Source organism: Gordonia caeni (assembly GCF_039537105.1).
Taxonomy (GTDB): domain Bacteria; phylum Actinomycetota; class Actinomycetes; order Mycobacteriales; family Mycobacteriaceae; genus Gordonia; species Gordonia caeni.
In genome coordinates, this window is record NZ_BAAAZW010000003.1 from 350505 (window position 1) to 374944 (window position 24440).

Annotated in this window: 10 protein-coding genes; 2 read left to right on the forward strand and 8 right to left on the reverse strand. The window is 72.3% G+C overall.

The window, feature by feature from the left end:
- Positions 1-8 precede the first annotated feature (8 nt).
- From ABD732_RS06785 to ABD732_RS06800, 4 genes are read right to left on the reverse strand one after another with little or no spacing between them, the layout of a single operon-like run.
- The gene (locus ABD732_RS06785) at positions 9-791 is read right to left on the reverse strand and encodes an ABC transporter permease (RefSeq protein ID WP_344782030.1); all 783 of its coding nucleotides are present in this window, start codon (positions 789-791) and stop codon (positions 9-11) included.
- The gene (locus tag ABD732_RS06790) at positions 791-1879 is read right to left on the reverse strand and encodes an ATP-binding cassette domain-containing protein (protein WP_425552996.1); all 1089 of its coding nucleotides are present in this window, start codon (positions 1877-1879) and stop codon (positions 791-793) included. The genes ABD732_RS06785 and ABD732_RS06790 overlap by 1 nt, the downstream gene beginning before the upstream one ends.
- Positions 1857-2138, reverse strand: a complete 282-nt coding sequence (locus ABD732_RS06795; RefSeq protein ID WP_344781914.1) for an MbtH family protein — start codon at positions 2136-2138, stop codon at positions 1857-1859. The genes ABD732_RS06790 and ABD732_RS06795 overlap by 23 nt, the downstream gene beginning before the upstream one ends.
- Entirely contained in the window at positions 2135-15721 is a 13587-nt protein-coding gene (locus tag ABD732_RS06800) for a non-ribosomal peptide synthetase (protein ID WP_344781916.1), read from the reverse strand. Before ABD732_RS06800 ends, ABD732_RS06795 begins: the two co-directional genes overlap by 4 nt.
- Positions 15722-15908: 187 nt before the next feature.
- Here ABD732_RS06800 and cysD point away from each other — a divergent pair, with 187 nt between their 5' ends.
- Both cysD and cysC read left to right on the forward strand, forming a co-directional pair.
- Positions 15909-16823: a sulfate adenylyltransferase subunit CysD gene (cysD, locus tag ABD732_RS06805; protein WP_344781918.1), complete on the forward strand. Its 915-nt coding sequence runs from the start codon at positions 15909-15911 to the stop codon at positions 16821-16823.
- The gene (cysC, locus tag ABD732_RS06810) at positions 16823-18661 is read left to right on the forward strand and encodes an adenylyl-sulfate kinase (protein WP_344781920.1); all 1839 of its coding nucleotides are present in this window, start codon (positions 16823-16825) and stop codon (positions 18659-18661) included. The genes cysD and cysC overlap by 1 nt, the downstream gene beginning before the upstream one ends.
- A 7-nt stretch (positions 18662-18668) precedes the next feature.
- Here cysC and ABD732_RS06815 read toward each other — a convergent pair whose 3' ends face one another.
- The 4 genes from ABD732_RS06815 to ABD732_RS06830 all read right to left on the reverse strand — a co-directional run bounded on the left by ABD732_RS06815 (position 18669) and on the right by ABD732_RS06830 (position 24440).
- Positions 18669-21392: a fumarate reductase/succinate dehydrogenase flavoprotein subunit gene (locus ABD732_RS06815; protein ID WP_344781922.1), complete on the reverse strand. Its 2724-nt coding sequence runs from the start codon at positions 21390-21392 to the stop codon at positions 18669-18671.
- On the reverse strand, positions 21389-22141 hold the full coding sequence (locus tag ABD732_RS06820; protein ID WP_344781924.1) for an ABC transporter ATP-binding protein: 753 nt from the start codon (positions 22139-22141) through the stop codon (positions 21389-21391). The genes ABD732_RS06815 and ABD732_RS06820 overlap by 4 nt, the downstream gene beginning before the upstream one ends.
- Positions 22138-22959 carry an ABC transporter permease gene (locus ABD732_RS06825; protein WP_344782033.1) on the reverse strand — a complete coding sequence of 274 codons (822 nt, stop codon included), beginning with the start codon at positions 22957-22959 and terminating at the stop codon, positions 22138-22140. Before ABD732_RS06825 ends, ABD732_RS06820 begins: the two co-directional genes overlap by 4 nt.
- Before the next feature lie 101 nt (positions 22960-23060).
- A complete protein-coding gene (locus ABD732_RS06830) occupies positions 23061-24440 on the reverse strand; it encodes an ABC transporter substrate-binding protein (RefSeq protein ID WP_344781926.1) in 1380 nt (459 codons plus the stop codon).

Consider the following 24440-nt stretch of genomic DNA (forward strand, 5'->3'; position numbering starts at 1 on the left):
GCTCTGACTCACCGACGCGTGGAGCGTCGATACAACAGCATCGACAGTGGCACGCACACCAGCGTAATCGCTACACACCAGGTCAGCGCATAGCCGAACGCGTGCTCCGCCGGCCATCCCGTCGGCACCGGGAAGTCGTCCGGTGCGGCGTTGCCGAAGCGCGCCCGGCAGGCCGTCGCCACCGCCGTGACCGGATTCCATTCGGCGATCGGGCGCAACGGTCCGGGCAGACTCGCCGCCGAGATGAAGGCACTGGACAGGAAGGTGACCGGGAACATCCACAGGAAACCGATGCTCTGGGCCACCTCGACGTTGCGGGCGGCCAAACCCATCACCGCGCCCACCCACGCCATCGCGAACGCGAACAGCAGCAACAGGCCGAACGCCGCAGCGGCGTCGACGGGGTCGCCCCGCACGCGCCAGCCGATGATCAAGCCGCACCCCACCATCACCGCGAGGCCGACGACGCCCAGGACCATGTCCGAGCACACGCGACCGGTGATCACCGCCAGCCGCGACATCGGCAGCGAGCGCAGCCTGCCGACGATTCCGCCGGACATGTCGCCGGCCAGTCCGACCGTGGTGAACGCGGAGTTGAACAGCATGGTCTGGGCGAAGATTCCGGCCATCAGGAACTCGCGGTACGGGCCGCCGCCGAGCGTGGCGCCGAAGACGTAGGCGAACAGGAACACGAACATCAACGGCTGCACGGTGGCGCTCAGCAGCAGGGTCGGGATGCGGCGGACGGTGATCAGATTGCGCTCCACCAGCACGGCGGTGTCGGCGAACATCATCGGGTCTCTCCACGGTCGGGCGACCCGATCGCGAGGCCGTCGGTGAGGGCGAGGAACACGGTGTCGAGGGTGGGCGCGTCGACGGCGGCATCGACCACGTCGACGCGGCACGCCGCGAGGGCCTGCACCGCCGACACCGCGCTGCGGGTGCCGTCCCCGACCGGAACCCGGAACCCGGTGGCCCCGGTCTGCTCCGGTCGCCCCGTGCCGATCGCGCCGAGGGTGAGTAGTACGTCGCCGGCCCGGTCGGTGGACTGCGCGGCGACCTCGAGGGTGAGGACGGCCGTACCGAGCTCGCGTTTGAGTGCTTCGGGCGTGCCGCGGGCGCAGACCTTTCCGCCGTCGATCACGGTGATCTCGTCGGCGAGCTCGTCGGCCTCTTCCAGGTATTGAGTGGTGAGCAGGATGGTGGTGCCCGAATCGACCAGCTCGGTGATGACGTCCCAGATCTGCCTGCGGCCGCGCGGATCGAGCCCGGTGGTGGGTTCGTCGAGGATCACCAGTCGCGGGCGATTGATCACCGCGCCGGCCAGGTCCAGGCGCCGGCGCATACCGCCGGAATAGGTTTGCATCGGGCGGTCCGCGGCGGCGGTGAGGCCGAGCTGCTCGATCAGCTCCCGGGCCCGCCGGGACGCCTCCTTCCGGGACATCTGATAGAGCTGCCCCACCAGCCGCAGGTTCTCGAAACCGGTCAGCGTGCCGTCGACGGCGGCGTACTGGCCGGAGACGCCGATGCGGCGCCGGACCCGTGCGGGGTCGGCGCGCGCGTCGACGCCGTCGACGGTGATCGTGCCCTCGTCGGGAGCGAGCAGGGTGGCGACCATCGAGACGGTCGTGGTCTTGCCGGCGCCGTTCGGGCCGAGGACCGCGTGCACGGAACCGGCGGGCACCCGCAGGTCGAGGCCGTCGACGGCGACGTGACCGGGCCCGCGGCCGAACAGGCCGGAAGGGAAGGTCTTGCACACGCCGCGCAACTCCAGCGCGGCACGTTCGGCGGGCACCTCAACACAGGCGGTGTCGAGGTCCGTGTCGACGGTGTCGAGTGCGATCGTCTCGTCCAGATCAGTGTTGCGGTGTCGGCCCACGACCGCCTCCTTCGGTTGCGGTGGTCGCCCCGGCCGAGCGCACCTGTGCACCGTCCATGGCGGCGATCAGGCCGGCCGGGCGCATGTCCGTCCAGTGCTGCTCGACGAAGTCGAGGCACGGCGCGCGACCGGAGGGGCCGAAGACGGCGGTCCAGCCGCGCGGCACCGGCGCGAACTCCGGCCACAGCGAGTGCTGGTTCTGGTCGTTGATCAACACGAGGAAGGTTCCTTCGGCGTCGTCGAACGGGTTGGTGCTCATTGCGATTCCTTTCGGTGGGTGGTGCCGCGCCGCGCCGAGCGCCAGATGGTCACCGGGCGCCCTTCCACGACGTGGCCGTAGTGGGCGACGTTCTCGGGCAGCAGCATCTGTGCGTGCGGGCAGTCGACGCGCACGTCGCTCAGTTCGCCGGTGAAGCGGCCCGCCCAGGTGTCGCGGGCCGCGACCTGCGGGCCGCCGGCGGTGGCGGTGACGAACTGGGCACCGCCGACGAAGACGCGGGGCAGCCACTGCGCGGCGAGCGGGGCCGCCGAGGTGAACGCCGCCTCGACGGCGCCGAGCTGGTCGGCGGACAGATCCGCGAGTGGTCCGCCGTGCGCGCGCAACAGCTCGGCGACCGTGTCCGGGTCGGGCTCTTCCGGAACCTGCGACGCGTCGACACCGAACTCACCGAGCAGGTCTCGCAACGACTCCGGGCGCGCGAGCTCCGGACGGCCGGCGAGAACGTACGAGTCGAGCAGGATCAGCCGCTCCACGGTCTCCCCGGCGCGCTGCAGGATCACTGCGGCCTCCTGTGCGATCAGCCCGCCGAGCGACCAGCCCAGCAGCCGGTACGGCCCGTGCGGCGCCACCTCGCGGATACGCCGCACGTAGTCGGCCGCCAACTCGCCGATCCCGGCGGCCGGCGCGGCGCCGGAGAGCGCCGGGTTCTGCAGCCCGTACACCGCGCGGCCGTCGTGGACGTGCCCGAGCAGGGTCGTGAAGCTCCACGACAGGCCGAGCGCCGGATGGACGACGAACAACGGCGCGAGCTCGCTGCCGGGTGCACCGCGGCGCAGGGTCAGCAGCGGCGCCAGTGCGGGGTGCACGCCGTCGTGGGTGCGCTGCCCCGCCGACGCGGGCGCCAGGGTCGCGGCGAGCTCGGCCGCCGAGGGGGCGGCGAACAGGTCGGCCACGGAGATCTGGTGGCCGTCCTCCCGCAGGCGGGTGACCACCGTCGTGCCGAGCAGCGAGTTGCCGCCGACGTCGAAGAAGTCGTCGTCGGGGGACACCTGGTCGATGCCGAGGACCTCGGAATACACGGCGACGACCCGCCGGGTGAGCGCGTCGGCACCGGCTGTGGACGCAGAAGTTCTGCTCGCCGGTGCCGCAGCCGCCGGTGTGCCGAGCGCCTTCCGGTCGACCTTGCCGACCGGTGTCAACGGCAGCGAGTCCAGCACGGTGATCGTGGCCGGCACCATGTGCCGGGGCAGCGTGCGAGCGGCCCAGCGGCGAGCGGCCGTGGGATCGAACTCGCCGGCCGGGTCGGTCAGCGTGAGGTAGCTGTGCAGCACCGTCGACCCCGGTGAGGCGTCGGCGACGGTCACCGCCGCGCGGACCCCCGGTGCGCTCGACAGCACGTCGTCGATCTCGCCGAGCTCCACGCGGAAGCCGCGCACCTGGATCTGGTCGTCGGCGCGGCCCACGTACTCTAGCTGCTCGTCGTGCGTCCACCGCACCACGTCGCCGGTGCGGTACATCCGCTGACCCTCGAAATCGGGCCCCAGAATGCTCGGGGCGGCGACGTACCGGGCGGCGGTCAGCTCGGGCCGGCGGTGGTAGCCGCGGGTCAGTTGGCCGCCGAGCAGATACAGCTCACCGGCGACACCGCTGGGCACCGGATGCAGGCGGCTGTCGAGTACCAGGGCGCTCACCCCGTTCCCGGGTCGCCCGATGGTGACCGGGCCGTCGGGCCGCAGCGCCCCGGACTCGGTGGTGATGACCGTGGTCTCGGTGGGGCCGTAGACGTTGAGCAGGGTGCGACCGGGCGCCCAGGTGCGCACCAGGTCGCCGGTCACCGCCTCGCCGCCGACCGCCAGCGTGGTCAGCGAGATGACGTCCTCCGGAGCCATGCTGGCCACCGCCGCCGGGGTGATGAAGGCGTGCGTCACGCCGCGGCGTTGCAGGAAGCCGGCCAGGTCGGCGCCGCCGTAGACGTCTGTCGGTGCGATCACCAGCGTCGAACCGCCGGCCGCCGCCAGCAGGAACTCCAGCACCGAGGCGTCGAAACTCGGCGACGCGAAGTGCAGCACCCGCGAATCCGGTCCGGGCGCCATCGCGTCGGCGAGCTCGTCGTACACCGCCGCCAGTCCACGGTGCGGCACCAGCACCCCCTTGGGCGCGCCGGTGGAACCGGAGGTGTAGATGACGTACGCGAGCTGGTCGACGTCGATCCGGCGCGGCAGTTCCTCATCGGTCAGCGCGGTGCCCGGCAACCCCGCCAGGCGCCGGGACACGGCGGGCTCGTCGAGCAGCAGCGGCCGGGCCGTCCCGGGCAGGTTCGGCGCCGCTGCCGTGCTGGTCACCACCAGAGACGCGCCGGAGTCGGCGAGCATGTGCGCGATCCGGTCTGCCGGATAGGTGGGATCGACCGGCACGTAGGCCGCCCCGGTGCGGACGATCGCCCAGATCGCGATCACCGCGTCGATCGACCGCGGCAGTGCCACGGCCACCGCGGCTTCGGGAGTGTCGGCCGCGCCTTCGGCCAGCAGCAGGCGGGCCAGGCGGTCGGCGCGCTCGGCGAGTTCGCGGTAGGTCAGCGTCACCGTCGCCCCGTCGGGCCGCTCGGAGGTGACGGCGATGCCCTCGGGATTGCGCGCGGCGGCGGCGTCGAGCAGTTCGGCATAGGTGCGCGGCGCGGCGGCAGGGCGGCCCCGCACGGGGGAGAGGGCCGCGACCTCCAGCGGACCGGTGATCGGCAGGTCGCCGACCACCCGCTGCGGGTCGGCGAGCATCGCGCGCAGGGTGCGCAGCAGCCGGATGCCGAGCTCACGCGCCTGCGGTTCGCTGTAGCGGTTGCGCGCGAAGGCCACCGACAGCGCCGCCTCGTCGGCGTGGTGGGCGCTGATGCCGGTCGCCGTGAACTGCAGGTCGAACTTGGCGGCCGGGGACGGCACGTCGATCACCTCGCACTGCAGGTGGTCGGTCACCGGGAGGCGGACGCCGGCGAGACCGTCGCCGAACTCGTGCACCGACAACGCCACCTGGAACAGCGGGGAGCGGCCGGGCAGTCGCGGCGGATTGACCGCGGACACCACGTCGTCGAACGGGGCGTCGATCCGGTCCCAGGCGTCCAGATCGCCGGTGCGCACCGCATCGATCAGGGCCTGCACCGAGTCGGCCGGCCGCACCGCGGTGCGCAGGGCGACGGTGTTGACGAACATGCCGACCGCGCCGCGATAGTCGCCCGCGGCGGTGCCGCGCGTGTCCACCGGGGTGCCGATCACCAGGTCCTCGCCGGCCCCGAGCCGATGCAGCAGCAGAATCAAGGAAGCGTGCAGCACCGAGAATGCGGAGGTGGAGTGCTCACGGGCGAACTCGGCGAGCGCCACGCGCAGGTCGGGTTCGACGGGCAGGGTCACGGTGCCGCCTCCGGACGCGCCGGCCTGCGCGGGATCGGCGGGGACGCTCGATTCGGCAGGGGCGCCGGACAGGACCGACGCCCAGTAGTCGAGGGACTCGCCGCCGGCCGTGCGGTTCTGGGCGAGCGCGTAGTCGCGATAGTCCGGGACCGCGGCCTCGGCGGACGCGACGCCCCCGCCGCCCACGCGGGTGCGGTAGGCCTCGATCAGATCGCCGACGACGATCGGCAGCGACGCGCCGTCGACGGCGATGTGGTGCAAGACCAGGACCAGGGCCGCGGACCGTTCGTCGTCGAGCACGAGCGCCGCCCGCAACGGCGGCTCTCGGGTCAGGTCGAAGGGGCGGCCGGTCAGCTCGGCCGCGATTTCCTCGGGGGACCGGTCGCGGACGACGGGGAGTTCCGGGGCTGCGCCGGAGTCGATGATGGTGCCGATCGGCCCGTCGGGCAGATCCGCGTAGACGGTGCGCAGCGCGCTGTGCCGGGCCGCGACGTCGGCGAGCGCCGCGCGCAGCACGTCGGCGTGCAAGACGCCGTGCAGACGCAAGACGAACGGCATCGCGTACTCCACCGAATCGGGGTCCGCGCGGTGCAGCGCCCACAGACGGCGCTGCATCGGCGCGAGCGGGAACTGCGCCGGACGCCCGGGGTCGGCCGGTGCGTCCGCGGCGACTGCCGCACCGGGCCCGTCGACGTCGAGCAGGGCGGCGAGGGCCCCGACACTCGGATGGTCGAAGACCGCGCGCACCCGGATCGGCTCGCCGCGGTGAACGGAGTTGATCCGGCTGACCAACCCGGTCGCCTGCAGCGAGGTGCCGCCGAGGGCGAAGAAGTCGTCGTCGGCGCCGATACTGCCGGTGGGCAGGCCGAGGGCGTCCGCCACCAGGTCGGCGACCAACTGCTCGGCCGGGGTGCCGGGCGTGCGCTCCGGTGCGGCCGCGGGTTGCCGCGGCGCAGGCAGGGCGGCGTGGTCGATCTTGCCGTTGACGGTGGTCGGAATCGTGTCCAAGACGGTGAGCGACGACGGGACCGCCGGCCGGGGGAGCCGTTGCGCGAGAGCCGCGAGCAGCGCGGCCTCGTCCGGCGGTGTGCGCCCGGCCGCCGTCACGTAGGCGACCAGGCGGGCCGTGTCGCCGTCGCCCGCCACGGTGGTCACGGCGACGGCCACATCGGGGTGCGCGGCCAGCAGCGAGTCGATCTCGTCGAGCTCGATGCGGAAGCCGCGCACCTTGACCTGGCGGTCGCTGCGCCCGTGATAGGTCAGGACGCCGTCGGTGGAGGCGGAAGCCAAGTCGCCGGTGCGGTACATCCGTGCGCCCGGCCGGGCCGGGTCGGCCACGAAGCGGGTCGCGGTCTGCGCCGAGCGGCCGAAGTAGCCGCGGGCCAGGCCCGGGCCGGTCAGGTACAGGTCACCCGGGGCGTGCGGCGGCAGCGGCCGCAGTCGGCTGTCGAGCACCAGCGCACCGGCGCCGTCGACGGGCGCACCGATGGTGATCGGGTCGCCGGGGCGCAGGTCGGCCATCGTCGCCACGATGGTGGTTTCGGTGGGGCCGTAGCAGTTGACGAACCGCCGCCCGGCACCCCAGCGCGTCACCAGTTCCCGGCCGAAGGACTCGCCGCCCACGCCGAGGCAGACGAGCACGGGAAGCTCGCGCGGAGCGGCGGCGGCCAGCGCCGCGGGAGTGACGAAGGCGTGCGTCACCTGCTGATCCGCCAGGAACTCGGTCAACTCGTCGCCGCCGTAGATCGACGGCGGAGCGATCACCATGGTCGCCGCCGCGTCGATGGCGAGCAGCAACTCCAGCATGGCCGCGTCGAAGCTCGGCGAGGCGAAGTGCAGCGTCCGGCTCTGCGCGTCCACCCCGTACCGGCGCGTCTGCTCGGCCGCGAACGGTGCGAGCCCGCGATGCGTGACGGCGACGGCCTTCGGCGGACCGGTGGTGCCGGAGGTGTAGACGAGGTAGGCGCAGCCGTCGAGATGCCGGGCCGGCGGCTCGGGCAGGGATTCGGTGGGGAGGGGTTCGGGTGCGGCCGACAGGTCGTCGGGGGTCACCCAGACGACGTCCCCGGCGGCTTCGGCGGGCAGGTTCGTGGTGGTGATCCCGAGCCGCGCGCCCGAATCGTCGAGCATGTGGCGGATGCGCTGCGGGGGATGGCGGGTGTCGATCGGCAGGGCGGCGGCGCCGGCCTTGGCGACCGCCCATACCGCGAGCACCGAATCGATCGACCGCTCGACGGCGACGGCCACGACGTCGTCGCCGCCCATGCCGCGACGGCGCAACTGCGCGGCCCACCGGTCGGCGCGCCGACCGGCTTCGGCGTAGGTCAGCTCCGCAGCGGCATCGCACATCGCGATGGCCTCCGGGCGGGCGGCGACGGCGTCGTCGATCAGATCGGCGAGGTGCCGAGGCGGGGCCGCCGCCTCGGCGGCGACCGCCGCACCCCCGGCGGCCCCTGCCGGCTGGTCGTCGACCAGCGGGTAGTCGCCGATCGGGCGTCCCGGATCGTCGGCGATCGCTTGCGCGAGCGCAGCGAACCGCCGGGCCAGATCGGTCATGCGGGCGCGGCTGTAGCGTCCGGCGTCGTAGATGAAGCGGGCGACGCCGTCGCGGATCCGCACCTCCAGGTCGAAGCGGGTGCCTCCGGTCTGCACCGCCAGAAGCTGCACGGACGCGCCGTCGACGTCGAGGGCGGCGGGGGTCGCGGAGTCCTCGACGGTCAGCACGACACCGAAGATCGGCGGACGCCCGGTGCGCGGGGGCGCCGTCGCGGCCACGATGTCCTCGAACGGGAGCTCGGCGTGCGCGAGGGCCTCGAGGTCGTGCGCGTGCACCGATCGCAGCAGGTCGTCGAACCGCTGCCGGCCGTCGACACCGGTGCGCAGCGGCACGGTGTTGACGAACATGCCGACCAGGTCGGCCAGGCGTGGATCCGGCCGGCCGGCCACCGGGGTGCCGATGACCAGGTCGCTCACGCCGGTGCCGACGTGCACGGCCGGGTCGCCGTGCAGGCGATGCAGCGTGGCGGCGAGCACCGCGTGCACGGCCATGAACTCGGTGGTCGACGCCGCGTCCGCCGTCGACCGCAGTGCCGCACGCAGGGCCGGACCGAACGGGACCTCCACTTCGGCGCTGCGGCCGGCGGCCTCGTCGTCGTCGAGGTCGGGGGTCAGGATCGCGGCATGGCCGATGCCGTCGAGGCGTTCGCGCCACCAGTGCGTCAGGTGCTCGCGGCGGGTGGTCGCCGACTCCGGCTCGGGGCGATCGAGATTCTCCTGCTGCCACTGCAGGTAGTCGCGGTAGGTGACCGGCAGCGGCGGGCGGTGCGGGGCTCGGCCGGCGCGCAGGTCCGCGTAGGCGCCCGCGATGTCGCGGGCCAGCGGAGCCATCGAGGCGCCGTCGGCGGCGATGTGGTGGATCACCACCGTCAGCCGGTGGTGGGTGCCGCCCTCGTCGCCGGTGTCGATGCGGTGCAGCGCCACCCGGATGGGCGGGTCGACGGTGAGGTCGAACGGTGCCGAGGCGAACGTGCGGGCCGCGTCCTCCCACTCGTCGACGGCGACGACCGCCGGCCGGTCGCCGGCACCCGGCAACGCGCCGGAGTGCACCGCCAGGGTGGGCCGTCCGTCGCGCTCGGGATAGCTGGTCCGCAGCGGCTCGTGCCGGTCGACGGCGTAGCCGATCGCGTCCATCAGCACGCCGGTGTCGAGGTCGCCGGCCAGGTCCAGGCCGAAGGTGATGTGGTACGCCCCGGCGTCCTCGTCGCCGGTCAGGCGATTGAGGAACCACAGCTGCTGCTGGGCGGCGCCGGGCTCGGGCGCCGCGCCCGGATCGTGACGCAGCGGTACCGGGGCCGCGGCGGGGTCGCCGGGTGCGGCGTGATCGATCGCGTCGATCAGCCGGGCGATCGCGGCGATCCGGGCGTCGTCGAACACCGAGCGCACGCTGAGTGCGGTGCCGAAGCGGTGCTCCAGGGCACCGGCCAGCCGGGTGGCCAGCAGCGAATCGCCGCCGAGCTCGAAGAAGTCGTCGTCGCGGCCGATGGTGCCTCGATCGAGGGCCAGCAGGTCCGCCACCTCGTCGGCCACCGCGCGTTCGGTGTCGCCGGCCGGCGGCACGTGCGCGGTGCCGGATGCCTCCGGCGCGGGGAGCGCGCGCACGTCGATCTTGCCGATCGGCGTCGTGGGCAGCGCGTCGAGGCCGACGATCGACGACGGGATCATGTGCCGCGGCAGGCGGCCGGACAGGCGGTCGCGCAGCCGCTGGAGGGCGGCGTCGTCGAGAGGGTGAGAGTTCGGCGTGGTCACGTAGGCGACCAGCCGCGCCAGGTCGGCGGCCCCGTGCACCACGGTGACGGCGTCGCGCACGGACGGGTCCGCGACCAGCGCGGCGTCGATCTCGCCGAGTTCGATGCGGTGACCGCGAATCTTGATCTGGTCGTCGGCGCGGCCGCGGAACTCCAGGGTGTGGTCGGCGCGCCAGCGCACCAGGTCGCCGGTGCGGTACATGCGTTCGCCGGGTTCGCCGTAGGGGTTGGCGACGAAGCGCGACGAGGTCAGCGCGAGCACGCCGTGGTACCCGCGGGCCAGGTGCGGGCCGCTCAGATACAACTCGCCGACCACCCCGGGGGCCACCGGGGCGAGCCGCTCGTCGAGCACCAGCGCGCAGACGCCGCGGATCGGACGGCCGATGGTCAGGTCGGCGCCGGCACCCAGCGGCGGTGACATGGTCGCGACCACGGTGGCCTCGGTGGGGCCGTAGGCGTTGATCAGGCGACGGCCGACCGCCCAGCGTCGCACCGCCTCGGCGTTGGGCGCCTCCCCGCCGATCACCAGGGTGCGCAAGGCCGGGAACTGGTCGGGTTCCATCGTCGTCAGCAGTGCCGGGGTGAGGAAGGCATGGCTGATCTGCGCCTGCGTCATCAGCTCGGCCAGTTCGCGGCCGCCCACGATGCCCGCGGGGGCCACGTGCATGGTGGCCGCCGCGCCGACGGCCATGATCACCTCGAGCACCGAGGCGTCGAAGCTCGGCGATGCCAGGTGCAGCGTGCGGCTGTGCGGTGTGAGGTCCAGGCGCGCGACCTGCTCGGCGGCGAAGTCGGCCAGCCCGCGGTGGCCGACCACCACGCCCTTGGGCCGGCCGGTGGTGCCGGAGGTGTAGATCAGGTAGGCGGGCTGGTCCACGTCCAGCGGCAGGCGTCGGTCGGCGTCGGTCAGCGGTGCCCTCGACGCCGCGGACCACGCGCGGGCGGTGTCCTCGTCGTCGAGCACCAGCGTCGTCGCCGACTCGGCGGCGGGCAGTCCGGCCACGGACGCCTGGTCGGTCAGCAGGATCGCGGCGCCGGAGTCGTCGAGCATGAAGGAGATCCGGTCGGCCGGATAACCCGGATCGACCGGCACCCAGGCGGCGCCGGATTTGGCGACCGCCCACAGCGCGATCACCCAGTCGATGCCGCGCGGCAGCGATACCGCGACATAGGTCTCCGGGGCGGCGCCGGCGTCGATCAGCAGGCGTGCGAGCTGCGTGCTGCTCTCGTCGAGTTCGGTGTAGGTCAGCGCGCGGCCGTCGGCGGCGTCGACAACGGCCGCGCCGTGCGGCTCGGCGGCCACCGCCGCGCTCAGCAGCCGGCAGAGGTGTTCGACGGGGCGGGCGCCGCCGCCGACCGCGGGCACCAGCTCCAGACGCTCGGTGGCATCGAGCAGACTGATGTCGCCGAGGAGCCGGTCGGGGTCGGCGGCGACGGTCTGCAGCAGGCGCGCGCAGCGGGCGGCGAGTGCGGCCGCGGTCTCGGCGTCGAAGAGCTCGGTCGCGTAGTTGAGGAACAGGTCCAGTTGCCGGGCGTCGCGGTCGGTGCCGGTACGGCCGGCGAACGTGAACTCCAGATCGAACTTCGCGGCCCCGATCTCCAGCTTGGCGGCCGTGGCGGACAGCCCGGCGAAGTCGAGCTCGATCCGCTGGGCGTCTTCGTGGGCCACGGTCACGTCGAAGAACGGTTGGCCGCTGCTGCTGCGCGGCGGATTCAACTCGGCCACCACCCGGTCGAAGGGCACCCCGGAGTTGTCGAATGCGGCCAGGTCGGTCTCGCGCACGTGCCCGAGCAGGTCGGCGAACGACGACGACTTCGCCACCCGGGTGCGCAGGGCCAGCGTGTTGACGAACATGCCCACGAGCGGATCCAGCTCGTCGGCGCCGCGGCCGGAGACCGGCGTGCCGACCACGACGTCGTCGGTGGAGGACATGGTGCGCAGCAGCGCGGCCACCGCGGCGTGCAGCACCATGAACACGGTGACGTGTTCGCGCTCGGCCAGCGCGGCCAGGGCATCGGCGGTGGTGCGATCGATGGAGGTGCTCACCACCGCCCCGGACCGACCGCCGTCGCCGCCGGGCGGGCGGTCGTAGGGCAGTTCGGTGCCGGCCGGTGCCCCCGCCAGCGTCTGCGCCCAGAAGTCGAGTTGCGCCGCCGCCGACGAGTCGGGGTCGGCCAGCCACTGCAGCTGATCGGCGCCGGCCTGCCGGTAGCTGACCGGGAGCGCGGGCCAGTCCGGGGCGTGCCCGGCCCGGCGCGCGCGGTAGGCGGCGGCCAGATCGGCGGCCAGCGGACCGAGCGACCAGCCGTCGGCCGCGAGATGGTGGATCACCACGGTGAGGGTGTGGTCATCGTCCCCGCGGGCGACGATGCGTGCCCGGATCGGAAGGTCGACGGCGAGGTCGAACGGGGTGGCCGCAAAGTCGCGGGCACTGCCCACCGCGTCGTCGGGGCCATGGACCCCGACGTCGATCAGCCGGCCGTGCGCGGGGTGGACGTGCTGGTAGCCGGTGCCGTCCCGGTCGTCGACCGTGGTGCGCAGCGGTTCGTGACGGCCCACCACGTCGTTCAGGGCGGCCACGAGCGCGGGCGCGTCGAGTTTCCCGATGAGCCGGACGCTGAACGGGATGTTGTAGTCCGCGGCCGACTCGGGCCGCAGCCGCGCGGCCAGCCACAGGCGATGTTGAGCCGGCGAGAGGGCGATCGGACCGTCGACGACGGCACGTGGGACGGGGCGCTCGACTGCGACCTCCGCCTCGCCGGCGCCGAGGCGGCGGGCCGCCGCTGCGATCGCGGCGACGTCGTCGGCGTCGAAGACCGCCCGCAGGCCCAGGGAGACTCCCGTGGCCGCCGACACGCGCGCGGCGATCCGGGTGGCCGACAGCGAGGTGCCGCCCAGGTCGAAGAGGTTGTCGGACATCGAGACCTCGGTGCGGCCCAGGACGGCGCAGAGCGTGCGGTGCACCAGTTGCTCCAGGCCGCCCTGCGGTGCGACGAAGCCCGCCTGACGGGTGCCGCCGCTCAGCCCCGGCTCGGGCAGGGCGCGGCGGTCGAGTTTGCCATTGGCGCTGGTGGGGAGCACGTCACGGACCACCACCTCCGCCGGGATCATGTGCGCAGGCAGCGTCGCGGCCAGTTCGGCCCGCAGATCGCGGCCGGAGTCGGCGGGCGCACTCGCGTAACCGATCAGTACCGGCTCGGCCAGCAGGTCGTCGCGGGCCACCACCGCGGCGGCCCGGACGCCGTCGAGCGCGGCCAGCGCCGCCTCGATCTCGCCGAGTTCCACCCGCTGGCCGCGGATCTTGACCTGCGAGTCGCTGCGGCCGAGGTATTCGAGTTCGCCGCCGGGGCGGCGGCGGACCAGATCGCCGGTGCGGTAGAGACGCTCGCCGGCGGCGAAGGGGCTGGCCACGAACCGGTCCGCGGTCAGACCCGGGGCCCGGTGATAGCCGCGGGCCAACTGCACACCCGCCAGGTACAGCTCGCCGACCGCTCCAGTCGGCAGTGGTCGCAGTCGCCGGTCCAGCACGTGTGCCGCGGTGTTGGCGACCGGTGCGCCGATGGGGATCACGTCGGCATCGCCGGCGCAGTGGTCGTGCGCGGTGACGTCGATGGCGGCCTCGGTGGGGCCGTACAGGTTGTGGATCGGGGCGCTCGAGCGCGCCGCGGTCGCGGCGACCACCCCGGGGGTGAGCGCCTCGCCGCTGGTGAAGATCAGCCGCAGCGAGCGCAATGCGGTGCGCACCTCGTCGTCGGCCGGCAGCGCCTCGGAGAACGCGGCGAGCATCGACGGCACGAAATGCAGTGCGGTGACCCGATGGTCGGCGATCACCCGGCGCAGGTACCACGGGTCACGGTGCCCGTCGGGGGCGGCGACGACGATGCCCGCGCCGGTCAGCAGCGGCCAGAAGTACTCCCACACCGACACGTCGAACGTGGCCGGCGTCTTGTGGAGCACCCGGTCTTCGGGGGTGAGGTGATAGGCCTCCTGCATCCAGTGCAGCCGGTTGACCAGTGCGCGGCCGCTGACCAGCACGCCCTTCGGGCGGCCCGTCGAGCCGGAGGTGAACAGCAGGTACGAGCCGTTGTCCGGATGCACCTCGGGCAGGGACATCGGCCCGGGCGTGTGCAGGTCGGCCAGGGTCGCGGTGGCCACGCCCGGGACCGGCTCGGCTCCCTCGGCGATGATCACCAGGTCCGGATCGGCGGTCTCCAGGATGTGCCGGCGGCGGTCGGCCGGCTCGTCGACCGCCAGCGGCAGGAAGACGGCGCCCGCGTGCACGACGGCGTGCAGAGCGACCTGCTGATCGAGGCCGCGCGGCAGCAGCACGCCGACGACGGACTCGGCACCGATACCGCGTTCACCCAGCGCGCGAGCGGCCGCCCGGGCGCGATCGTGCAGCTGCGCGTACGACATCGTCGACCCTTCCGGATCGATGAGCGCGGCCCGGTCGCCGAAACGGTGCCGTGCCGCCGAGAGCAGTTCGGCCAGTCCGGCGTCGCCGTAATCGGCCCGGGGGCCGGCGCTCTGCACCTCGAGGCGGCGGCACTCGGCAGATGTCGGCAGGGTCACCGCGCCGACCGGCCCGTCCACGGAGGCGTCGACGAACCGGGTGAGGAAGTCGACCAACCGCGCGTGGTGGGTGCGGACCTGGTCGTGGTCGTAGATGTGCGGATTGGCCTCGAGGTCGAGCCGCATGCCGCCGAACATCGTGTCGTAGACGTTGACCGAGGAATCCTCGACCGGTCCGGTGGACAAGATGGACAGTTCCCCGCGCAGATCGCCGAAGTCGATGTGCGAGAAGAAAAGCATCACGTTGACCATCGGCCCGAAGAAGCCGCGACGTCCGCCGGACTGGCCGAGCACGTCGGCGGTGATGTCCTCGTGGCGGAACCGCTGGTGGCGCACGGCTTCCTTGATCTCCGAGTTCACCGCCCGGATGTAATCCCCGATCCGGCGGGCGCCGCCGCTCGAAGCATCGCCGTCGACGAGGCCGCTCAGGATCGGCACCACATTCGAGGTGAGTCCGGCGGAGGTGCGGAGCAGATCGGTGTCGCGGACCGCCACCGGGAGGCTCACCATGGCCTCGTCGGCGTCGTTCCAGCGCGCCAGATACAGCGCGACCGCGGCCGTGATGACCGAGGCCGGGCGTACATCGAGCTCGCCGGCGAGCTCGCGGACACGGGCCACCAGCTGCTCGTCGAGTGCGGCGGAAACGACAGTGGCCAGCGGAGCGGCGGCCTCGGCGCGCGTCGAGAACGAGGTGGCGGGCAGGTCGGCGGGCTCCTCGCCGAGGCGGTGGGCCCAGTGATCGCGATCGGCGCCGAAGCGGTCGGAGGATCGGTAGGCGGCGTCGATCTCACTGATCTGCGCCATCGATGCGACGTCCGCGTCCGGCAGGGGGCTGCCGCCGGCCGCGGTGTAGCGCTGGGCCACCCGCAGCATCATGTACATCGCGGCGTAGCCGTCGAAGCTCAGGTGGTGGCCCCAGCAGTACCAGATGCTGTGCTCGGGTCCCAGGGTCAGCAGGTAGGTCTGCAGCAGGTCGTCGGCGAACAGGTCGGTGCCCTGCGAGCGGTGCTGGTCGATCCACGCCAGAGCGGCCGCCCGCGGGTCGGGGTGGGCGCTGAAGTCCCGGCGGCGCAGGCTGATCGTCCGGTCGGTGTCGACGAACGTCGCCGGCTCGTCGTCGTCCTGCTCGACGAGCCGCAGCAGCCCGGACTCCGACTCGACGGTGGTCTCGGCGACCGCCCGGTCGAGCCGCGCGGCGTCGACGTCGCCGTGGAACTCGACGTAGGCGGCCACCGACATCGGCACGTCGGGGTCGATCTGCTGGGCGTAGTAGATGCCGCGTTGCGCCGCGGTCAGGGGCAGCGCCCCGGGAACGTCGATGCGGTCAGTGAGGTCGAGCGTGCTCACATGGTCCTCCTTTGTCGGCCGTATGCGTGTGCTTCGTGCGGGAACCGGCCGCGGATTGGTGCGTCCGCAGAATTTCTTCCCGGGGACGGCGCGCGCCCTGGCAAAGTGCTTCCCAGGGAATGGCTTAGGCTCGGAGCCCAAAGGGCAGACGGCACGACGTTCCGCGTTCGGAGCGGTGAGGAGACCGATGGACGGCCACGGCTACGAGTTGTCAGACCTCGGCGCGCTGGAAGCCGAGTCCGTCCACATCTTCCGGGAGGTGGCGGCCACGTTCGAGCGCCCCGGCATGCTCTTCTCTGGCGGCAAGGACTCGGTGGTGATGTTCCACCTGGCCCGGAAGGCTTTCTGGCCGGCACCCGTGCCGTTCCCGCTGATGCACGTCGACACCGGGCACAACTTCGACGAGGTGATCGAGTATCGCGATCGCGTGGTCGCCGAGTCCGGGGTGCGGCTGCTGGTCTCCAGCGTGCAGGACGACATCGACGCCGGCCGCGTGGTGGAGCAGACCGGCGTCGGGGCCTCGCGGAACCGGCTGCAGACCGCCGCGCTCCTGCGGGGGATCACCGAGAACCGCTTCGATGCCGTCTTCGGCGGGGCAAGGCGCGACGAGGAGAAGGCTCGCGCCAAGGAGCGCGTGTTCAGTTTCCGCGACTCCTTCGGCGCCTGGGACCCGCGCAACCAGCGGCCCGAGCTGTGGAATCTGTACAACGGCCGGCACCACCGCGGTGAGCACATCCGGGTCTTCCCGCTGAGCAACTGGACCGAGCTGGACATCTGGCGGTACATCGACGCCGAGGGCATCGACCTGCCGTCGATCTACTACGCGCACGAGCGCGAGGTGGTGCCGCGGGACGGCATGCTGCTGGCCAAGACCAGGTTCCTCGAAATCGGCCCGGACGAGATCGGCCACGTGGAGCGGGTCCGCTTCCGCACCGTCGGCGACGCCACGTGCACCGGCTGCGTGGAGAGCGACGCCGACACCCCGGCGAAGGTGATCGAGGAGGTCGCGGCCACGCGCGTCACCGAACGCGGCGCGACCCGCGCCGACGACCGGATCTCCGAGGCCGGCATGGAAGATCGCAAGAAAGAGGGCTACTTCTGATGGCGGGCGAACTTCTGCGCATTGCGACGGCAGGCAGCGTCGACGACGGCAAGTCCACCCTGATCGGCCGGTTGCTGTTCGACTCGAAGGCGATCTTCGCCGACCAGCTCGAGGCCATCGAGCGCACCAGTGCGGGCCGCGGCGACGAGTTCGCCGATCTGTCGCTGCTGACCGACGGCCTGCGCGCTGAGCGCGAGCAGGGCATCACCATCGATGTCGCCTATCGCTACTTCTCCACCCCGGAGCGCAAGTTCATCATCGCGGACTCGCCGGGGCACGTGCAGTACACGCGCAACATGGTGACCGGCGCGTCCACCGCAGACCTGGCGATCATCCTGATCGATGCCCGCAAGGGGGTGCTGGAGCAGACCCGTCGGCACGCCTTCCTGTCGTCGCTGCTGGGCATCCCGCACCTGACCGTCTGCGTCAACAAGATGGATCTGGTCGGCTATTCGCAGGAGCGCTTCGAGGAGATCCGCGACGAGTTCGTCGCCTTCGCGGCCAAACTCAACGTCACCGACCTGACCTTCATCCCGCTCTCGGCCCTCCGCGGGGACAACGTCGTCGACAACAGCGAGGAGATGAGCTGGTACGACGGCAGGCCGCTCCTCGGTCACCTCGAGAACGTCTACATCGCCTCCGACCGCAACCTGATCGACGCCCGGTTCGGCGTCCAGTACGTGATCCGGCCGCAGCGCAGCGACGGCTACGACCACCGCTCCTACGCGGGCACCGTCGGCGGCGGCGTCTTCGCCGTCGGGGACAAGGTGGTGGTGCTGCCGGGCGGTTTCGGCACGACCATCGCGAAGCTGTGGGGCCCGGGGGGCGCCGAACTCACCGAGGCCTTCGCGCCGATGGCGGTGTCGATGGAGCTCGCCGACGAGATCGACATCGTGCGCGGCGACATGATCGTGCGGCCGAACAACCGGCCGCACATCGACCGCGACCTCGACGCGATGGTCTGCTGGTTCTCCGAGAGCAGCACGCTGACGCCGGGATCGTCGTACCTGATCAACTGTGGGACCCGGCAGTCGCGGGCGCGCGTCTCGGGCCTGAACTACCGCCTCGACGTGAACACGCTGCACCGGGACGAAGAGGCGGATTCCCTGCGGCTCAACGAGATCGGTCGGGTCACCCTGCACGCCCAGCAGCCGCTGCTGTTCGACGACTACCGCCGCAACCGCGAGACCGGCAGCTTCATCCTGATCGACGAGGGGACCAACGCGACGGTCGCCGCGGGCATGATCACCGGACCGGTCGCGCACGACACCAACGTGGTCTGGCAGGACACCAAGGTGACCCGGCAGCAGCGGGCGCACCGCGGCGCCACCGTCTGGATGACCGGGCTCTCGGGCTCGGGGAAGTCGTCGCTGGCCGTCGAGCTGGAGCGCCGCCTGGTGGCCGAGGGGCGCCCGGCGTATCTGCTCGACGGGGACAACCTCCGGCACGGCGTGAACTCGGACCTGGGCTTCAGCGACGACGACCGGCGCGAGAACATCAGGCGCACCGCCGAAGTCGCGGCCCTGTTCGCCGATTCGGGGGCGGTGGTGCTGGTCTCGCTGATCAGCCCGTTCGCCGACGAGCGGCAGCGGGCCCGGGAGATCCACGAGGCCCAGGACCTGCCGTTCTACGAGGTGTTCCTGGACACTCCGCTGGACGAGTGCGAAGCCCGCGATCCGAAGGGGCTCTACGCCAAGGCTCGCGCCGGCGAGATCAGCCAGTTCACCGGTATCGACTCGCCCTACGAGCGGCCCGCCGGACCGGACATCGTGGTGACCCCGGCGGACGGCTCCCCGGCCGACACCGCGGTCGCCGTGCTGCGCGACCTGGGCCTGTAAGCACACCTCAGCGAGCGGCGGCGCGCACGTCGGCGTCCTCATCGGTGGCCGCAGCGGACATCAACTCGGCGACCGCCGGGTCGTCGGACCAGGGTCGCAGCGTCTGCACGGCCGCCTTCCGCACGTCGCCGTGCGGGTCGGCCACCAGCGGGGCCAGTGCGGACACCGACTCCTCGCCGGGGGCCACCGCCAGTCCGGTCGCCGCCCCCTTGCGCACCTGCCAGGCGTTGTCGCGCAGAGCTTTTCGCAGGAGCTTTCCGTCGGCTTCGGGGTCACCGAGGGTCGACAGGGCGGCGAGAGCGGCCGCACGCACCAGCGGATCGGGATCGATCGCCAGCCGGCGCAGGGTGTCCGCACCCGCACCGACGGTCGCCAGCCCGTGCGCGGCCACCACCCGGACCTCGCGGTCGGCGTCGCCGGCGGCCAGCGCGATCGACGTCGCATCGTCGTGGGAGACCAGACCGCGGATGGCCTCGATCCGGACCCGATGATGCGCATCGCCGAGGAAGCGTGCGAAGAACGCCGCCTCGGCCTCCTTCAGTGCGCGCAGCACGTCGAGCACCCCGGCGCGGACCAGCGGATCGCCGGACTCGGCGGCCTGGCGCAGCGCCGCGACGAAGTCGGGTTTGCCGGCCAGCACCTCCACCAGTTCGCGGAGAGCGTCGACGGCGCCGCGGCGGACGCCGCCGTCGGCGTCGCCGAGCGCCGCGGCCAGCGCCAGCTCGAACCCCGGCGGGGTGTGTTCGGTGAGGGTGACCACCGCGGTGCGGCGCACCGTCGCATCGTCGTCGGTCAGATAGCCGGCGATCTCGTCCACGGTCACCGACTCCAGGGCCACGAGCTCGGCGATCCGCGGCGAGAGCGGCTCGCGCTGGCGTGGGGCCGCTCCGGGGCGGGCGACCGGCCGGACCGGAGCCCCCGCGGACAGTCCCCCGCCCGGGCCCGCGTTCGCCGCCGGCTGCCGGATGTCTATCACCGAACGATCCTGCGGCGGAAGGTGATCCAGGCCGTCGACGGGCACCAGGTAGGGGGCCACGGGCCGGCCGAGGAACTCCATCTCGCCGGCACCGTTCTTGCGCACGTTGAGGTGGTAGCCCCAGTTCGCGTCGTCGCGTTCGGTGAGGTCGTCGCGCTGGTGGTAGAGACCCCAGCGGCTTTCGGTGCGGGTCAGCGAACTGCGGGCGGCGAGCTCGGCGCAGTCGCGGATGAAGGTCACCTCGGCACAGCGCATCAGTTCGTGCGGGGTGCGCCCGCCCATCTGCGCGATCTCGCCTTTCATGCGCTCGAAGGTCTCGATGGCGATACCGAGCTTGTTCGAGGTCTTCGGCGGCGCGACGTAGTCGTTGACGAACCGCCGCAGTTTGTACTCGACCTGCGGCTGTGGGGGACCGTCCGGGTTCGCCAGCGGCCGGTAGATCAGCGCGTGGGCGTCGGCGATCTGCTCGGCGGGCAGCTCGCCGGGCGCGGCGACCGTCTTGGCGCGGTCGCTGGCGTGACCGCCGGTCAGCTCGCCGTAGACGAAGGCGCCGATCATGTAGTTGTGCGGCACGCAGGCCAGATCACCGGCGGCGTACAGGCCGTCGACCGTGGTCGCCCCGTTCTCGTCGACCCACACCCCGGACGCCGAATGCCCGCTGCACAAACCGATCTCGGACACGTGCATCTCGATGTCGTGCGTGTGATAGCTGTGCCCGCGGTTGGCGTGGAAGGTTCCGCGCGTCGGGCGCTCGGTGGTGTGCAGGATCGACTCGAGGGTGTCGATGGTCTCGGTGGGCAGATGGCTGACCTTCAGGTAGATCGGGCCGCGAGCGGAGTCGATCTCCCGGACCACCTCGCTCATCATGTCGCCGGACCAGTAGTCCGAGTCGACGAAGCGGTCGCCGTCGGCGTTCACCTGGTAGCCGCCGAACGGGTTGGCGACGTAGGCGCAGGCGGGACCGTTGTAGTCCTTGATCAGCGGATTGATCTGGAAGCATTCGATCCCGCTGAGCTCGGCGCCGGCGTGGTAGGCCATCGAGTAGCCGTCGCCGGCGTTGGTGGGGTTCTCGTAGGTGCCGTACAGGTAGCCCGAGGCGGGCAGTCCGAGGCGGCCGCACGGGCCGGTCGCGAGGATCACCGATTTGGCGCCGATCACGTAGAACTCGCCGGTCCGGGTGTGCAGGGCGGCCGCACCGACGGCACGACCGTCTTCGGTGAGGACGCGGACCGGCATCAGCCGGTTCTCGATGGTGATCTTCTCCCGCATCTCGCGGCGGCGCAGCACCCGGTAGAGGACCTTCTTGACGTCGCGGCCCTCGGGCATCGGCAGCACGTACGAGCCGGACCGGTGCACGCGGCGCACCGCGTACTCGCCGTACTCGTCCTTCTCGAACTTCACGCCGTAGCGCTCGAGACGGGAGATCATGCCGAAGCCCCGGGTGGCGGTCTGATAGACGGTCTTCTGGTCGACGATGCCGTCGTTGGCGCGGGTGATCTCCGCGACGTAGTCCTCCGGGGTGGCCTTGCCGGGGATCACCGCGTTGTTCACTCCGTCCATGCCCATGGCGAGCGCGCCGGAGTGCCGGACGTGCGCCTTCTCCAGCAGCAGCACCTGCGCGCCGTTCTCGGCGGCGGTCAGCGCCGCCATCGTGCCGGCGGTGCCCCCGCCGATCACCAGGACGTCGCAGTCCAGGCGCCGGGCGTCGGCGAGGTCGGGGGCGGTGAAGGTCTGCGTGTGGTCGGGGGCGCTCATGCGGTGGCTTTCTGCTGTGCGGCGGGAGAGACGAGGGCTGCGGCGGCCGCGGCGCGGGCCGCATCGTTCGCGGGGGATCCGGTGCGCGGTTCGGGCACGTCGACGATCTCGCGGACCGGTTCACCGGCGCGGCCGAGAACGACGATCCGGTCGCCGAGCAGCACGGCCTCGTCGATGTCGTGGGTGACGAAGACGACCGTGGCCGGGTGGGCGGTCAGGGTGCGGATCAGCAACTGCTGCATGGAACTACGCGTCTGGGCGTCGAGGGCGCCGAAGGGCTCGTCCATCAGCACCGCCCGCGGTGCGCCGGCCAGACCGCGCGCCAACTGCACGCGTTGCCGCATGCCGCCGGACAGCTCCCGCGGCAGGTGATCGGCGAAGTCGCCGAGCCCGATCTCGCCGAGCCAGCGGTCGGCGTCGGCGCGCCGCCGGTTGCGCGGCACGCCGCGCAGCGTGAGAGCGAGCAGGATGTTCTTCCGGACGGTGCGCCAGGGGTGCAGGGCATCGTCCTGGAAGACCATCGCACGGTCGCGGGACGTACCGGTGATCGCCTCGCCGGCGACGGCGATCGTGCCGTCGTCGACGGGCCGCAGCCCGGCGATCGCGCGGAGCAGCGTCGACTTGCCGCAGCCGGACGGGCCGGTCACCACCAGCACCTCGCCGGCGGGGATGGACAGCGTGAGGCCGTCGATGACGACCTGCGCGCCGTGCCGCAGGGTGGCGCCGGTGATCTCGATCGCGGTGCTCATGACTTCTGCTCTCCTCTCGGCAGCCACCGCGTCATGCGCCGGCCGCACAGTTCGATGGCGCCGGAGGTCGCGGCGCCCAGCGCGGCGATGGTGAACATGCCGACGAAGACGCCCGGGTAGTCGACCACCGTGTAGCTCTGCCAGGTCTGGTAGCCGATGCCCAGGCGGCCGGAGATCATCTCGGCGGAGATCAGGCAGATCCAGGCGACGCCGATGCCCACCGAGAGGCCGCCGAAGACGCCCGGCATGATCCCGGGGAGGATCACGCGGAGGGTCACGTCGCGGCGGGTGCCGCCCATGGTCAGCACCGATTCCTCCCAGATGGTGGGCAGCGCGCGGACGGCGTGCCGGGTGGACACGATGATCGGGAACAGCGCGGCCAGGAAGGTGATGAACACCATGCCCGCCTCGTCGGTCGGGAAGACCAGGATCGCGATCGGGACCAGGGCGATCGCCGGGATGGGTCGGGCCAGTTCGGTGAGGGTGCCGAGGGTGTCGCCGGCCACGCGGGACCGGCCGAGGGCGATGCCCAGTGGGACCCCGACGGCGGTCGCCAGGGCGAAGCCGATCCCGATGCGGATCAGGGACTGCCCGACGTCCAGGTAGTACTGCTGCGTGCCGAACCGGTCTCCCCACGCCGAGAGCACTTCCAGGGGTGAGGGGACGGTGTCGAAGTGCAACCATGCGACCACGTTGTTCGCGGCCAGCACCTGCCAGAGGACGACGACGGCCGCGACGGTGGCCAGGCGCAGTGCCCAGCGGGAGACCGAGACGGCGGACCCGCCTCCGGGGCGGGCGGATCCGGCCGGTGCCGCCACACCGTCGGTGCCGCCCAGCCGGGCGGCGTGCTCGACCGGGGCGGGCGCGATCGGGGGGCGCGCCGCGTCGACCGGGCGGGCCCCGGGGACGGTGCCCGCGGTCACGACCGCACCTGCGAGATCGCCTCGTCGTAGCCGACGGTCACCGCACCGGGATGGCTCTCCCGCCAGGTGCGGGCGCTGTCGGCGGTGGTGAAGGCCTCGAAGCGATCACCGTCGCGCAGCCAGACCGAGTGGTCGGCGAACCAGCGGGTCCCCAGGACCGGGTCGGTCACGTACGCGGCCGTGACCTCCTTGTTCTGCGCCTTGGCATCGCGGACCAGGCGCAGCACGGCCGTGGCGTCGTCGGTCTTGGCGGTGTCTCGGCCGTCGTACCAGACCTCGCCGACCGCGACCGACTCGTTGCCCGCCCGCGCGAGCAGGGCCGGGTAGTCGCCGCCGGTGGCGGCGACCGCCGAGCGCAGCGGCGCATCGTCGACGAAGCCGTCCAGGTCGACGGGGTTCGGGAAGCTGCCGATGGATTGCAGGTACGGCTTGTCGGCGGCGAGCGCCTCGATCAGCGAGGGCTTGAGCGCCGGATTGAAGTCGGTGCCCCCGGGGCCGTTGTAGAGGTAGACCACCTCCGGTGGCAGGCCGCTGGCGTCGGCGACCTGCTTCGCGGCGGCCAGGGGATCGGCGACCAGGGCCGCGGTGGCATCCAGTTGTGCCTTGAGGAAGGCCTCGACCACCTCGGGGCGGTCCTTCACCAGGGTGTTGCGCGCGATGGTGCCGTGCAGAGTCGGGCGGCCGAGCTGGGCGCCGTCGTAGATCAGCTTGGCCTTGTTCTGGAAGACGAGCAGTCCGGGCCAGGCGACGAACTGGGCGAGGGCGTCGGTCTTGCCGCTCTCCAGCGTGGACGCGCCCACCTCCGGCTGCTGATTGGCCACCTCCACCTGGTCGGCCGGGATGCCGGCCTGGTCCAGGGCGGCCACCAGGGTGCCGTGACCGGCCGAGCCGACGCTGGCCGAGACCCGCTTGCCGCGCAGGTCGTCCACCGAGTCGATGGGCGAATCCGGTTGCGCCACCACCATGTTCAGCGATCCCTTGGGGGACGAACCGGTGACCGAGAGGATCGACGTCGCGGTGGCCGGGTCGGCGTTGGCGCGGGAACCGTTGATCAGCAGCGGGTAGTCGCCCATCGAGCCGATGTCGATCTTCCCCGCGATCATGCCGGTGGTGATGGGTGCGCCGGTGTCGTAGTCCTCCCAGCGCACCGAGTACCTGGTGCCGCTCGCCTCGCCGGCCTGCTCCAGGCGCTTCTCGAAGTCGCCGCGGGCGCGCAGCAGGGTGCCGGCGGTGACCGTGTTGATGGTCTTGGACTGGTATCCGACGACGATCTGGGTGGTGTCACCCGCGTCGTCGGGGGACAGCGAGCAGGCGGTGGCGCCGACGCCGACCGCGACGGCCAGGACGGGGGAGAGCAGATGGCGGATTCTGGGCAT